We start from the raw sequence: 13,801 nt of genomic DNA on the forward strand, positions 1-13,801 counted from the left end.
AACGCAAAAACTAGAGCGGGCCGTCTAGTTTGCGCGACTGGAAGCACAGCAGCAGCATGGCCAGCAGCGCCGCCAGCGCGCCGCCAATGGCGATGCCGGGCAAGCCGAAGGCGACGATCAGCATGCCGCCCAGCACCCCGCCCGCCGCCGTGCCCGCATTGAAGGCGGCAATGTTCAGCCCCGCCGCCACCGCGTCGCTGCCCGGGCAATGCTGCTGCGCCAGGCGCAAGAGACGCATGGTCGACAGGGTGACGAGGGCAAAGAACAGCAAGCCCAGGGTGCCGCACAGGGCCAGCATGGCCATGGCATGCGTGCGCAGCGCATAGAACCCCAGCAGGTTGAGCGCCAGCGCGGCCAGGGCCAGCACGGTGCAGCGCAGCGCGTGGGGGCGGTCCGCGCACCAGCCGCCCAGCAGGTTGCCGCCGATGGCGCACGCGCCAAAGCTCAGCATGGCGGCGCTGAGCCAGCCCGCATCGAGTCCGCCCAGTTGCAGCAGGAACGGCGAGATATACGTGAAAAAGCTGAAGGTGGCCACGCTGACCAGCGCCGCCACGCCGGCCGCCAGCAGCAGGGGCGGCTGCAGGATGGCGCGCAGGCTGGCCAGCGCCGGTGCGGCGGGCGCAGGGGTGCGCGCGCGCGGCATGGCGGACAGCAAGCCGGCGCCGCCGCACAGGGCCAGCACGCCGATGGCGGCGAACACCCAGCGCCACGACGCGACGGCGCCCAGCCACGTCCCCAGCGGCACGCCGCCGGCCAGCGCCAGGGTCAGGCCCAGCCAGACGATGGACAGCGCCCTTCCCGCGCGGGACGGGTCGACCAGGCTGGTGGCCGCATGCGAGGCGACGGCCATGAACACGCCATGCGCGAGGCCCACGGCAAAACGCACGCCGAGCAGCGCGCCCAGCGCCGGCGCCCCCGCCATGGCCACGCTGCCGGCCGCCAGCACGAGCATGGTGGCCACCAGCACCTGGCGCACGGGCCGGCGCGCCAGCAGGGCCGTCAGCACGGGCGCGCCGATGGCCGCTCCCAGCGCATACGCGGCGATGGCGCCGCCGGCCGCCGCCACGCTGGCGTGCAGGTCGCGCGCCATGGGGGTCAGCAGGCCGGCGGCGATGAATTCAGACAAGCCAAAGGCAAAGCTGCACAAGGACAGCCAGTAAATGGAAGGGGGCAGCGCGCCGCTGCGCGGCGTAACATTGGACATGGCATTCCCGACAGTCAAAACGCCATGCTGGCCCCTGGGCCATCATCTGTAAAATATCTTATTTATCTTGAAACGAAACTCTCAAAGTCTCATTCGGCAGCGGACAGCCACAGCTGCGCCAGCAGCCGCTCGCGCACGGCGCACGTGCGCCGCGGGTCCCACGCCATGTACAGGTCGAGCTGGCGCAAGGCCTCGGGCGCGCTGCTTGCCAGCGGCAGCATGACGACACCGGCAGGCCTGGACGCCGCCAGGCTGGCCGGCAGCAGGGCCACGCCGAAGCCGGCCGCCACCAGTCCCAGCACCGTTTGCAGCCGGCGCGCCTGCTGCGCCACGCGCGGCACGAAGCCCGCCTGCAGGCACAGGCTGGCCAGCTGGTCATGAAAACCCTGGCCCAGCTCGCGCGGCGAGGCGACGAAATCGTCACCGGCCAGGTCAAGCAGGTCCACCCGCGCCTGCCCCGCGCAGCGGTGTTCCGACGGCAGCGCGATCACGATGTCTTCGCCGGACAGGCGCTCGAAGCGCAAGCCCGGCGTGCTGCGGCCCGGCGCGCGCAGCAGGGCGATATCGACCTGCCCCGCTTCCAGCCACTCGACCTGCTGCTGCGTCGACGCTTCGCGCAAGGTGAATTGCACGGCGGGCGAAGCGGCGCGAAAGGCGCGCAAGGCGTTCAATACGTGGGCATACGGCGTGATGTGGATGAAGCTGAGGCACAGATGGCCTTCGATGCCCTGGGCCACCCGGCGCGTGGCGGCCACGCCCTCTTCCAGGCTGGCCAGCACCTGGCGCGCCGTGGCCAGGAAAGCATCGCCCGCCGGCGTCAGGCTGACCTTGCGGTTGGTGCGCTCGAATACGGGATAACCGAGCGCTTCTTCCAGCCGCAGGATCGCCTGCGACAGCGGCGGCTGCGCCATGTGCAGCCGTTCGGCGGCGCGCCGGAAGTTCAGTTCCTCGCCGACGGCGATGAACTGGCGCAGCAGCCGCGTCTCGATCATGGGCCTTTTTTGGCGACCGCCAGGATATGCCGCGCGATGCCGCGCAGGATATTGACTTCTTCCGTTTCCAGCCCCGTGCGCGAAAACAGGCGTTTCAAGCGCGGCATGAGCTTTTTCGGATTGTCGGCGTCGAGGAAATCGATGGCCACCAGCGCCTGTTCCAGGTGCGCATACATGCCGTCGACCTGGGCCAGGCTGGCCGCGTCGCCATGGAAGCCGACGGGGCTGGCCGCCCGGGCCTCGTCCGACGCATCGAGGGCCGCCACGCGGCACTCATAGGCGACGACCTGCGCCGCCTGCGACAGGTTCAGCGAGGAATACGCGGGATTGGCGGGAATGTTGATGAGCACATTGCACTGCTCGACGATCTCGTTGGGCAAGCCGAAGCGCTCGTTGCCGAAGATGACGGCCGCGTGCAGCTCCGTGCCGGCGGCCAGCTGGCCGGCGATGGCGCGCGGAGTGGTGACGGGTGGCGAGAACTCGCGCAGCCGGGCCGACACGGCCGCCGCGTAATTGCAGCCTTCGAGCGCCTCGGCGATCGAGCCGACGATGCGCGCGCCGGACAGGATATCCTGCGCGCCGCTGGCGAAGGCCACCGCTTCCGCATCCGTCAAGGCATCGGGAAAGCGGGGGTTGACCAGCACCAGATCGGAAAAACCCATCGTTTTCATGGCCCGCGCGACGGCGCCAATGTTGCCGGATCGACTAGTTTCGACAAGAATAAATCGCAGGCGTGTGAAAAGAGACGTGTTGATTTCGGGCAGATTCATTTAAAATAGCGCTATTGCGCGGTATCGATACAGGAAATTTCGGGAAACGGAGCCACAAAACGCTGACTCCAGGCCGGGATTTTAACCACTTCGGCACCGCTCCGCTCTTTAATTCATTCTTGCACTCCATCGTACCGGCGCCGAAAGGCGACGCTGGGCGGTCGCGTGCTTTTAACGGAAGCTCACATGCACCCAATGCTCAATACGGCGATCAAAGCCGCCCGCCGCGGCGCCGCCGTCATCAATCGCGCCTCTTTTGACCTCGACCGCGTCGTCGTCACGGAAAAACAACATAACGATTTCGTCACCGACGTCGACCAGGCGGCCGAACAAGCCATCATCGAGGTGCTGTCCAAGGCCTACCCGGACCACGCGTTCCTGGCCGAGGAATCGGGAGCTTCCGCCAACTCGCACGACGAGAATGAATATCAGTGGATCATCGACCCGATCGATGGCACCACCAACTTTATCCACGGCTTCCCCCAATACTGCATCTCGATCGCCCTCGCGCATCGCGGCGTCGTCACGCAAGCCGTCATCTACGATCCGGTGCGCAACGACCTGTTCACGGCCACCAAGGGCGCCGGCGCCTACCTGAACGAAAAACGCATCCGCGTCACCAAGCTCGACCGCATCGCGAACGCCCTGCTGGGCACGGGCTACGTGGCCGGCAGCGCCCGCGCACTGGACGAATACCTGAAGATGTACCAGATCATGGCCGAACGCAGCCAGGGCGTGCGTCGCGCCGGCTCGGCCGCGCTGGACCTGGCCTACGTCGCTTGCGGCCGCCTGGACGGCTTCTACGAAAAAGGCCTGAAACCCTGGGATATCGCCGCCGGCGCCCTGATGATCACGGAATCGGGCGGCATCGTCGGTGAATTCAGTGGTGAGTCGGAGTACCTGTACAAGGGCGACGTCATCGCCGCCAGCCCGAAGATCTTTGGCCAGATGATTACCCTGCTCACGCCATTCGCTTGATGTAGCGCAAGCAATACCCACGAAAAAACCGGCCCAGGCCGGTTTTTTTGCGTTCAGGGGCCGAGCTGCCCCGCCACGACGAAGCCCAGGGTCATGGCCACCACCATCGCCGCGCCCGTCGGCGTGGGCGGCGTGGGCGATGGCAGGTCGAACCAGCGGCATGCCGCCCCCACCAGCAATCCCAGCACGGCGCCGGCCAGCATGACGTTCATGGCGCCTCCCGTTTTTCTGCCTGCTCGCGGCGCTGCAGGTACAGTCCCGTGAGCCAGTAGCCGCAGCTGGTCAAAAATACCAGCAGCGCGGCGCCCGGCACGGGCGGCGCCGGCACGGGAATGCGCGCCAGCTGGCAGACGAAGCCCACGGCAAAGGCCAGCAGCAGGCCGAGGATGACTTTCTTGCAGCGCATGGCCCTCTCCTCTCTCAGAAAGCGAAGCAGCTGCAGCCCAGCGTGCCCCAGAAGCCGGAAAAGTCACTGATTGGCACGGCCGACTTGCGCGCCCGGTCGTGGGCATGCGCATGCACGCCGCAGGCGCCCGCGCACTGGTGCGGCAGCATGGCTTGCGCCGGCCTGGCCGCTGGGCGGTAATGGCCGGGTACCGCGCGCACGGGCGACCACTCGGGCAGCACGGGAATCGGTGGCGGCGCCAGGGCCGTGAATTCCCCCTGGCCGTAGACGACCTTGCCGCCCACCATGGTCAGCACGGATTCGATGGACTTGATCGATTCTTCCGGCACCGTAAAGTAATCGGCCGACAGCACGCTCAAATCGGCCAGCATGCCCTCGCGGATGCGCCCCTTCTTGCCTTGCTCGCTGGAAAACCAGGCGCTGCCCGCCGTCCACAGTTCCAGCGCCGTGTCGCGCGACAACCTGCCCGCCGCATCTGTCAAGGCCAGGCCGCCCACGGTGCGCCCGGAAACGAGCCAGTACAGCGCCGTCCACGGATTGTAGCTGGCGACCCTGGTCGCATCCGTGCCGCCGCCCACGGGCACGCCCGCGTCCAGCATGCGCTGCACGGGCGGCGTGGCCTTGGCCGCGTCCGCACCATAGCGCTCGACGAAGTACTCGCCCTGGAAAGCCATGCGGTGCTGGATGGCCAGGCCGCCGCCCAGCGCTTTCACGCGGTCGATATTTTTCGGACTGATGGTTTCCGCATGGTCGAACAGCCAGTGCAAGCCGCCGAACGGCGTGTCGCGGTTGACCTTTTCAAACACGTCGAGCATGCGGCTGATCGATTCGTCATAGGTGGCGTGCAGGCGGAACGGCCAGCGCTGCTCGACCAGGTGGCGCACGACCTTTTCCAGCTCGTCTTCCATGCCGGCCGCCAGCTCGGGGCGCGGTTCGAGGAAATCCTCGAAGTCGGCGGCGGAAAACACCAGCATTTCGCCGGCGCCGTTGTGGCGGTAAAAATCGGTGCCGTCGCCGGGTTGCACCATGCCCGTCCACTTCTGGAAGTCCTGCAGTTCCGCGCCCCTGTTTTGCGTGAACAGGTTGTAGGCGATGCGTATCGTCAACTGCTCCTGTTGCGCCAGCTCATCGACGACGGCGTAATCTTCGGGATAATTCTGGAAGCCGCCGCCCGCGTCGATGGCGCTGGTGATGCCGAGGCGGTTGAGTTCGCGCATGAACTGGCGCGTGGAATTGACCTGCAATTCCAGCGGCAGCTTGGGGCCTTTTGCCAGCGTGGCATACAGGATCATGGCGTTCGGGCGGGCGATCAGCAGGCCCGTCGGGTTGCCGGCCGCGTCGCGCACGATTTCGCCGCCGGGCGGGTTCGGCGTGTTCTTGTCGTAGCCGACGGCGCGCAGGGCGGCCCGGTTCAGCAGGGCACGGTCGTACAGGTGCAGGATGAAGACGGGCGTGTCGGGCGCGGCCGCGTTGATTTCATCGAGCGTCGGCATGCGTTTTTCCGCGAACTGGAATTCCGTCCAGCCACCGACGACGCGCACCCATTGCGGGTTCGGCGTGCGCAAGGCCTGCTCCTTGAGCATGCGCAAGGCGTCGGCCAGCGAGGGCACGCCTTCCCAGCGCAGTTCCAGGTTGTAGTTCAAGCCGCCCCGGATCAGGTGCAGGTGCGAGTCGTTCAGGCCGGGAATCACCGTGCGGCCGGCCAGGTCGATCAGCCGCGTGGCGGGGCCGCGATGGCGCATCACGTCTTCAAGGTCGCCGACGGCGAGAAATTTGCCATCGGCGATGGCGACGGCGGACGCCAGCGGCTGTGTCCTGTCGACCGTGTGGAAACGGCCATTGAGTAAAATCGTGTTGGCGTGCATGGGAACTCCCGGTTCAGGTGAAGGGTACGGCCCCGCCGGCGCACGGCGGGGCGGGGCATCAGTGCAAAATCAATGGCCTTCGCTGGCGTTGAACATGGATTTGGCGTAGATCAAGCCCAGGCCATAGCCGCCGCCGTGCGCCACGGCCGTCGCCACCGTGGCATTGTAGGTCTCGCCGCGGGCCCAGTCGCGCTGCAGCTCCAGCAGGTACTGCACGGACGTCATCGGCTGCGCGCCCGCCTGTATCATGCGCTGCATGGCCATCGCATGGGCTTCGTCCGAGACGTCGCCGCTGGCGTCGGCGATCACGTACACCTCGAAGCCCTGCGCCAGCGCCGACAGGGCCGGTCCGACGATGCAGACGGACGTCCACAGGCCGGCCAGCACGATCTTGCCCTTGCCGTAGCCATTGACCTTGTCGGCGATGCGCGCGTCTTCCCAGGTGTTCATGGTGGTGCGGTCGATCGGCGCCCGCTCCGGAAAGACGGACTGGATTTCGTCGAAGATGGGGCCGGAGAAGGACTTGGCCGCCACCGTCGTCAAAATCGTCGGCACCTTGAATTCCAACGCCGCCTTGGCCACCAGGGCCGCGTTGTTGCGCAGCAGGGCCAGGTCGATCGAACGCGTGGCAAACGCCATCTGCGACTGGTGGTCGATCATGATCAGGGTATGATCGTTCGGGGTCAGCAATTTTGGCGCGGCTTGGGCGGTAGCGATAGGCATGATGTTTTCCTTAGTGAAAATAATTGAATATGAAAAAAGCGTTCTCTGTACGGCGATCCTGCTCCTGCCCTTGCGTCACGCAGCGTGTGCCGGGCCAGTGCTGTGCAGTATGGAGGAGCCGCCCCGAAAAGAAAAACGGAAAGAATAGCAAGCTATATTCGATTTTTTCGATAATCAACATGGCACGCACCGACGCGGCCGACACAAGGAGAAAACATGGGATATGAATTCAGGATCACGGCCAGCCTGACGCCAGGCCAGCGCCAGCACGTCACGCAGCTGCTTGAAGCACGGGCGCCGCGCGCGCCCGGCGCCGCCATGCCGGAGACGGATATCCGGCTGACGGAGTCCGGCCTGTATATCTGCCAGAACCTGCGCCCGGACCCGTGGCACGGACTGGCGCCGCTGCGGGCCTACCTGGACGCCGAGGGCGTGCGCTGCGCCGTCGACGAGGTCGACGACTAGGCTACGCTGGCGGGGCGAGGCGGAAGGGGCGGCCAGTTATGGCCGCAAACCAGCGTCGCGGCCGCCAGGCAAGGCCGGGCCGGGCTAGAACTCTTCCCACTCGTCATTCCTGGCCTGGCGCTGGGCCTCGCCGGCCTGCGCGGCGCGCGGCGGCGCCACCCTGGCAGGCGCCGCCTTGGCCGCGGGGCGGGCGGCCAGGCGCGTGACGGGGCGCGCTTGCTTGCGGCGCGGCGCCGGCGGCGCGGCATCCACCTGCGCCGTCCTGAATACGGCCACCGCATCGGCCAGGCGCGCTGCCTGTTCCTGCATGGATTCCGCCGCCGCGGCCGCCTCTTCCACCAGCGCGGCGTTTTGCTGGGTCACCTGGTCCATTTCGGTGATGGCCTGGTTGACCTGCTCGATGCCGGCCCGCTGTTCGTCGCTGGCGGCCGAGATATGCCCGACGATGCTGCTGACCTTGTGCACGCTGTCGACGATTTCGCGCATGGTGTGGCCCGCTTCGTCGACCAGGCGCGCGCCGCTCTCCACCTGCGCCACCGAGTCGTTGATGAGGGCCTTGATTTCCTTCGCCGCGCCAGCGGATCTTTGCGCCAGATTGCGCACTTCCGTGGCGACGACGGCAAAACCGCGCCCTTGCTCGCCCGCGCGGGCCGCTTCCACGGCCGCATTCAGGGCCAGGATATTCGTCTGGAAGGCGATGCCGTCGATCACGCCGATGATGTCGACGATCTTGCGCGACGAGTCGTTGATCGAGCCCATGGTGTCGACCACCTGCGCCACCACCGCGCCGCCCTTGCCCGCCACGGCGGAGGCCGAGGCGGCCAGGCCGTTGGCTTCATGCGCATTCTGCGCGTTCTGCTGTACCGTGCTGGTCAGCTCCTCCATCGAGGAAGCCGTCTCTTCCAGCGAACTGGCCTGCTGCTCCGTGCGCGCGGACAGGTCGATATTGCCCGAAGCGATCTGGCGCGACGCCGTGGCGATGGCTTGCGTGCCGCCGCGCACTTCGGTGACGATGCGCAGCAGGCTGGCCGTCATGTCCTTCAATGCCTGCATCAGCTCGCCCGTCTCATCCTTCGAGCGCACTTCCACCTGCACCGTCAGGTCGCCCTGCGCCACTTGCCTGGCCACGCCGATGGCCGAACGCAGCGGCACGCTGATGTTGCGCGCCAGCCACCAGGCGATGGCGGCGGCCAGGAGCAGCGCCAGCGCGCCGCCGCCCAGCAAGGTCCAGTGCGTGCGCGCCTGCAAGGCCGCCGCCGCTTCCGAACGCTGCGCCAGCAGCACCGTTTCCGCCTGGCCGATCTCGCCCAGCAGGGCCCGCATGGCATCCATGCCCTGCTTGCCCCGGCCCTCCTTTTCCAGCGCCAGCACGGGCTCGATGGCCGCCGTGCCCTGCGCCACGGCGCGCCGCAGGGCAATCACGGGTTCGAGCGCGCCGGCCAGCCAGGCTTGCTTGGCGGCATCGAGCTTCGCCAGCCGTTCCTGCTGGGCCGGGTTGTCGCTGGTCAAGGCGCGCGCCTTGTCCAGGTGCGCGCCGAACGCGGCCTGGCCCGCCTTGTACGGTTCCAGCGAGGCTTCCGCGCCCGTGATCACATAGCCGCGCTGGCCCGTTTCCATATTGATCAGGCTTTCCAGGATGGCGCTGTTTTCAGCGAGCACCTGGTAAGTGTGGGTATTGATGGCATTGGCGTCGGCCAGCCGCGCGACATTCAGCGTGGCGACGGTGACCAGGGCGGCCAGCAGCAGGACGATGGTGGCAAAACCGCCATACAGGCGGGTGGCGATGCGAAGATCGGCGATACGCATGATATTCCTCCTGGAATGAACACCCGGCGCCGCGGCGAGTCCCGCGCTGGGAGTGCTACAGGGAATCATAATGAATAACGCCATGAAAAGGTGCGCCCTGACCATGTATTTCTTTTACCTGTGGTATTGCATACTTTAAACAAACTCGGCGGTTTTTTGCCATGCTGTTATACTTCGCGTGTGCGGCACATATGACCAGTCCCCTTGCCGCTGTCTTTCGACCCCTAATCTGATTGCCTGCGACTGGCGCCCCACGATGGCGACAGGCCGATCTCACAATAAAGTTACCATGTCCTTTTCCTCCCTCGGCTTGTCCGACGCTATCGTACGTGCCGTTACCGAACACGGCTACACCGTGCCGACCCCGATCCAGTCGCAGGCGATTCCCGCCGTGCTCGCTGGCGGCGACTTGCTGGCCGGCGCACAGACCGGTACCGGCAAGACGGCCGGCTTCACCCTGCCCGTGCTGCACCGTCTGTCGACCGACGCGAACGGCGCTGCCATCACCAGCAACACCTCGACGCGCCCCATCCGCGCCCTGATCCTGGCCCCGACGCGCGAACTCGCCGCGCAGGTCGAGGAAAGCGTGCGCGCCTACAGCAAGTACACCAAGCTGAACTCGGCCGTGATCTTCGGCGGCGTCGGCATCAACCCGCAAATCAAGCAGCTGAAACATGGCGTCGACATCCTCGTCGCCACGCCGGGCCGCCTGCTGGACCACATGGGCCAGGGCACCGTCGACCTGTCGAAAGTGGAAATCCTGATCCTCGACGAAGCCGACCGCATGCTCGACATGGGCTTCATCCGCGACATCAAGAAAGTGCTGGCCGTGCTGCCGCCGAAACGCCAGAACCTGCTGTTCTCGGCCACGTTCTCGGAAGAGATCAAGGCCCTGGCCGACGGCTTGCTGAACAAGCCGGCCATGATCGAAGTGGCGCGCCGCAATTCGACCGTGGAAGTGATCAAGCAAAAGATCCATCCCGTCGACCGCGACAAGAAGCACCCGATGCTGTCCTACCTGATCAAGTCGAACAACTGGACGCAGGTGCTGGTGTTTACGCGCACCAAGCATGGCGCCAATAAACTGGTCGAGCAGCTGGGCGCGGACGGCATCGGCGCCCTGGCCATCCACGGCAACAAGAGCCAGTCGGCACGCACGCGCGCCCTGTCGGAATTTAAAGACGGCACCCTGCAAGTGCTGGTCGCCACCGACATCGCCGCGCGCGGCATCGACATCGACCAGTTGCCGCACGTCGTCAACTACGACTTGCCCAACATTCCGGAAGACTATGTGCACCGTATCGGCCGCACGGGCCGTGCCGGCGCCAAGGGCGAAGCCGTGTCGCTGGTCTGCGTGGATGAGCACGAAATGTTGAAAGACATCGAAAAGCTGATCAAGCAAACCCTGCCGCGCGAAGTCATCCCCGGCTTCGAGCCGGACCTGAACGCCCGCGCCCAGCCTGTGCAATTGCGCAGCGGCACCGGCGGTCACCGCAACAACAGCCGCGCGCCAGCCGGCGCCGTCGTGCGCGTGAAAACCGGCGGCGGCGGCGCCAAGCCACGCAGCGCCGGCCCGTCGGGCGGCGGTGGCGGCGGCAACCGTTCCGGCAATGCGCCGCGTTCGGCAGCGAATCACCGCTCCGGCGGCCGCGGCCGCTAAAACGCGGCCTTAAAGCTACTGCGCGGGGCGCTATTGCGTTTGCGTTGCTCGCCGTACTTCGGTACGGCTGCGCGACTCGACGCAATATCACTCCCGCTCGCTACGCTTTCAGGCGGCGTTTGTCTTTGTTAAAAAGACGACAAAAACCGTTCCAGGACTTGTTTCTGGAACGGTTTTTTCATGCACGCCACTGATTGCCGATTTGGGCTAGGATAGTGTCCATCCTCCTTACCTGCGCGCCGCCATGCCGAACTTCGCTGCCAACCTCAGCATGATGTTTACCGAACTGCCCTTCCTCGACCGCTTTGCGGCCGCCAGGGAGGCCGGTTTCGATGCCGTCGAATTCCTGTTCCCGTATGCCGTCGAGGCGCGGCAGATTGCCATGCGGCTGGAACGCCACCATTTGCAGCTGGCCGTGTTCAATCTGCCGCCCGGCGACTGGGAGCATGGCGAGCGGGGCATCGCCTGCGACCCGCGCCGGGGCGAGGAATTCCGCGCCAGCGTGCAGCTGGCGCTCAACTATGCGCTGGCGCTGGGCGCGAAGCAGCTGCACTGCATGTCCGGCATCGTGCCGCCCGGCATGAGCCTGGAACGGGCGCGGCAAAGCCTGATCGGCAACCTGCAATTTGCGGCCGACGCCTGCCGTCCGCACGGCATCAACGTGCTGATCGAGCCGATCAACCGCTACGACATGCCCGGTTACTTTCTGAACCATAGCCAGCAGGCGGCCGACATCATCGCCGACTGCCAGCGCAGCAATATCTTCCTGCAATATGATATTTATCATATGCAGCGCATGGAGGGCGAACTGAGCAACACTATCCGCGCCCTGCTGCCCCTGATCCGCCACATCCAGATCGCCGACACGCCGGGCCGCCATGAACCGGGCACGGGCGAGATCAACTACCGCCACCTGTTCAGGCTGCTGGACCAGGTCGGCTACGCGGGCTGGGTCGGCTGCGAATACCGTCCCGCCAGCGACACCGTTGCCGGACTGGGCTGGCGCGAGCAATTGACCGCGGCAGAGCCGGCACTCAGGCCGCCGCCGCGCTGAAGGGCAAGCTGATACGCGCCAGCACGCCGCCGCCGGGCATGCCGGCCACGCTCAGGCGGGCCTGCTCACCATACTGCTGTGCAAGACGTTCGCGCACGCTGCGCAAGCCCATGCCGCCGCCCCGCGTCGCCGGCGCCGCCTGCAGGCCGACGCCCGTATCGCGCACGTCCAGCAGGAGCATCGCCGGCGCGTCCGGGTCTAGGCGCGCCGACACGCACAGCCGTACGGGCCCGGCTTTCGGCTCGATGCCGTGCTTGATGGCGTTTTCCACCAGCGTATGCAGCAACAGCGGCGCCAGCGGCACGCCAGCCAGCGCCGGCGCCAGCTCGCAACTGGCCTCAAGGCGCGGCCCCATGCGTATCTTCATCAGTTCCAGATAGGCGCGGACGGAATCGATTTCCGAGCCGATAGTGCCGCCGCCATCCTGGCTGGCTGGCACGGCCGCGCGCAGATAGCGTATCAGGTGGCCCGTCATGGCGGCGGCATCGGCTGGCTTGCTGCCCGCCAGGTACTGCACATGCGCCAGGGTATTCCATAGGAAATGGGGTTCGATCTGCGCCCGCAGCACGGTCATTTCCGCCTGCGCCAGCGCCCGTTCCCGCTCGGCCAGGCTCGCCCGTGCCTGCGCCGCCTCAAGCTGCGCCGCCGCCGTGCGGCGTTGCTGGCGCAGGTGGCGCAAGGTGGCCCGTCCCGCCACCAGCAGCGCCAGCCCGCAGGCGCCGAAGATGATGAAATCGCTGCCCCTGTCGCCCTGCATGAATAATTGCGATAAAGACAGAGGCAGCAAGGCGGCGCCGCTGGCGGCCAGGGCAAACACGATGGCCGCGCCCAGCGCCAGTTCCGCCACGGCCATCAGCGCGGCGAGCGCGGCGGCGGCCAGTTCGCCCCTGGCGCGGCGCGCGCCCAGCGCCAGCAGCACGGGCACCGTTCCCAGCGCCAGCCCGGCCAGCAAGCCATGCATGGACACGCTGCTGGCGAGCACCTTTCCGCCCGTCCACTCGATCAGGGCCAGGCCCGGCAGGACCAGCACGGCCGTCAGCAGCGGCACGGCACGGCGGTAAGGATGCGCCCCCATCACATCGCGCGGAACAAATGGTGGTTCGGCAACGATACCTTCAGGCGCGGCAAGTCCACCTTGAGTTCGATCTCCATGGTCTCGCCATGCCGGTGCACGGCGCGGATGTAGCGGCGGTTGACCAGGGTGCTGCGGTGCGTCTGCAGATACAGCCCCGCATCGAGCTGGTCGGTCAGCTGGCGCAGGGAGTGGCGGATCAAGCCGTCGCAGCCCTCGCCCACCACGCGCGTGTACTTGCTGTCGGCCTCAAAAAAATACACGTCGTCAATATGTAGCATGCACACTTCCTTGCCCACGGCGACGTGCAGCCATTCCAGGCGCGGTGGCGGCGCGGCGGACGGCACGGCAATGCCCAGCTGCGCCAGCGCCGCCGCCAGGTCCTGCAAGGGTGCGGACGGCGGCGCAGTGCCCAGGCGCAACTTGGCCACCACCTTCGCCAGGCGCGCCGTATCGAGCGGCTTGAGCACGTAATCGACGGCATTGGCCTCGAAGGCCTGCAGCGCGTGGTTATCGAAGGCGGTCACGAACACCACCCGCGTGCTCGCCTGCAGGGCATGCGCCACCTGCAAGCCCGTCAGGCCGGGCATGCGGATATCCAGGAAGGCGATTTCCGGCTGCAGCGCCTCGATCATGGCCAGCGCCGCGATGCCATCCTCGGCTTCGCCCAGCACGCAAAGCTCCGGCCACAGCGCCAGCAGTTGCTGGCGCAGGGCGGCGCGCATATGCGGTTCATCGTCGGCAAGAATGGCGGTGGGCATGTGATACTTTCCTAAAAGTAAGATAATTGCAATGATAGGCTAGCG

14 protein-coding genes are annotated in these 13,801 nt (G+C 66.5%); 4 read left to right on the top strand and 10 right to left on the bottom strand.

The features are described 5' to 3' along the window. Positions 1 to 10 precede the first annotated feature (10 nt). From BXA07_RS20370 to BXA07_RS20380, 3 genes are all read right to left on the bottom strand, one after another. The gene (locus BXA07_RS20370; protein WP_076570339.1) at positions 11 to 1,204 is read right to left on the bottom strand and encodes an MFS transporter; all 1,194 of its coding nucleotides are present in this window, start codon (positions 1,202 to 1,204) and stop codon (positions 11 to 13) included. Between the two features lie 89 nt (positions 1,205 to 1,293). Next, a complete protein-coding gene (locus BXA07_RS20375) occupies positions 1,294 to 2,196 on the bottom strand; it encodes a LysR substrate-binding domain-containing protein (RefSeq protein ID WP_076570341.1) in 903 nt (300 codons plus the stop codon). After that, a complete protein-coding gene (locus tag BXA07_RS20380; RefSeq protein ID WP_076570343.1) occupies positions 2,193 to 2,966 on the bottom strand; it encodes an RNA methyltransferase in 774 nt (257 codons plus the stop codon). Before BXA07_RS20380 ends, BXA07_RS20375 begins: the two co-directional genes overlap by 4 nt. Positions 2,967 to 3,161: 195 nt before the next feature. On the opposite strand from BXA07_RS20380, the gene BXA07_RS20385 reads away from it, so the two are divergent. Continuing rightward, complete coding sequence (locus tag BXA07_RS20385) at positions 3,162 to 3,944, top strand: inositol monophosphatase family protein (RefSeq protein WP_076570345.1); 783 nt, start codon at positions 3,162 to 3,164, stop codon at positions 3,942 to 3,944. A gap of 53 nt (positions 3,945 to 3,997) precedes the next feature. Here BXA07_RS20385 and BXA07_RS20390 read toward each other — a convergent pair whose 3' ends face one another. The 4 genes from BXA07_RS20390 to BXA07_RS20405 form a co-directional block, all read right to left on the bottom strand. Beyond that, complete coding sequence (locus BXA07_RS20390) at positions 3,998 to 4,156, bottom strand: XapX domain-containing protein (protein ID WP_076570347.1); 159 nt, start codon at positions 4,154 to 4,156, stop codon at positions 3,998 to 4,000. Then, positions 4,153 to 4,350, bottom strand: a complete 198-nt coding sequence (locus tag BXA07_RS20395; RefSeq protein WP_076570349.1) for a XapX domain-containing protein — start codon at positions 4,348 to 4,350, stop codon at positions 4,153 to 4,155. The genes BXA07_RS20390 and BXA07_RS20395 overlap by 4 nt, the downstream gene beginning before the upstream one ends. Before the next feature lie 14 nt (positions 4,351 to 4,364). Beyond that, the gene (locus BXA07_RS20400; RefSeq protein ID WP_076570351.1) at positions 4,365 to 6,215 is read right to left on the bottom strand and encodes an amidohydrolase; all 1,851 of its coding nucleotides are present in this window, start codon (positions 6,213 to 6,215) and stop codon (positions 4,365 to 4,367) included. 69 nt (positions 6,216 to 6,284) lie between these two features. Continuing rightward, the gene (locus tag BXA07_RS20405; RefSeq protein WP_076570353.1) at positions 6,285 to 6,938 is read right to left on the bottom strand and encodes a hydrolase; all 654 of its coding nucleotides are present in this window, start codon (positions 6,936 to 6,938) and stop codon (positions 6,285 to 6,287) included. Positions 6,939 to 7,154: 216 nt separating this feature from the next. Between BXA07_RS20405 and BXA07_RS20410 the strand changes: the two genes are divergently transcribed. Next, on the top strand, positions 7,155 to 7,403 hold the full coding sequence (locus tag BXA07_RS20410; RefSeq protein WP_076570355.1) for a hypothetical protein: 249 nt from the start codon (positions 7,155 to 7,157) through the stop codon (positions 7,401 to 7,403). Positions 7,404 to 7,487: 84 nt separating this feature from the next. Here the strand turns inward: BXA07_RS20410 and BXA07_RS20415 are convergent, their stop codons facing one another. Next, positions 7,488 to 9,209, bottom strand: a complete 1,722-nt coding sequence (locus tag BXA07_RS20415; protein ID WP_076570357.1) for a methyl-accepting chemotaxis protein — start codon at positions 9,207 to 9,209, stop codon at positions 7,488 to 7,490. A 289-nt stretch (positions 9,210 to 9,498) separates the two neighbouring features. Between BXA07_RS20415 and BXA07_RS20420 the strand changes: the two genes are divergently transcribed. After that, complete coding sequence (locus tag BXA07_RS20420) at positions 9,499 to 10,869, top strand: DEAD/DEAH box helicase (protein ID WP_076570359.1); 1,371 nt, start codon at positions 9,499 to 9,501, stop codon at positions 10,867 to 10,869. Positions 10,870 to 11,113: 244 nt separating this feature from the next. Then, positions 11,114 to 11,923, top strand: coding sequence for a 2-oxo-tetronate isomerase (gene otnI, locus BXA07_RS20425; protein ID WP_076570361.1), 810 nt, complete (start codon positions 11,114 to 11,116; stop codon positions 11,921 to 11,923). On the opposite strand, the gene BXA07_RS20430 is transcribed toward otnI, so the two are convergent. After that, on the bottom strand, positions 11,904 to 12,998 hold the full coding sequence (locus tag BXA07_RS20430) for a sensor histidine kinase (protein ID WP_076570363.1): 1,095 nt from the start codon (positions 12,996 to 12,998) through the stop codon (positions 11,904 to 11,906). The two genes, otnI and BXA07_RS20430, sit on opposite strands and share 20 nt — an antisense overlap. Continuing rightward, a complete protein-coding gene (locus tag BXA07_RS20435) occupies positions 12,998 to 13,756 on the bottom strand; it encodes a LytR/AlgR family response regulator transcription factor (protein WP_076570365.1) in 759 nt (252 codons plus the stop codon). The genes BXA07_RS20430 and BXA07_RS20435 overlap by 1 nt, the downstream gene beginning before the upstream one ends. Positions 13,757 to 13,801 lie beyond the last annotated feature (45 nt).

Origin of the sequence: Janthinobacterium sp. TND4EL3 (genome assembly GCF_900156175.1) — a bacterium.
GTDB lineage: Bacteria > Pseudomonadota > Gammaproteobacteria > Burkholderiales > Burkholderiaceae_D > Janthinobacterium.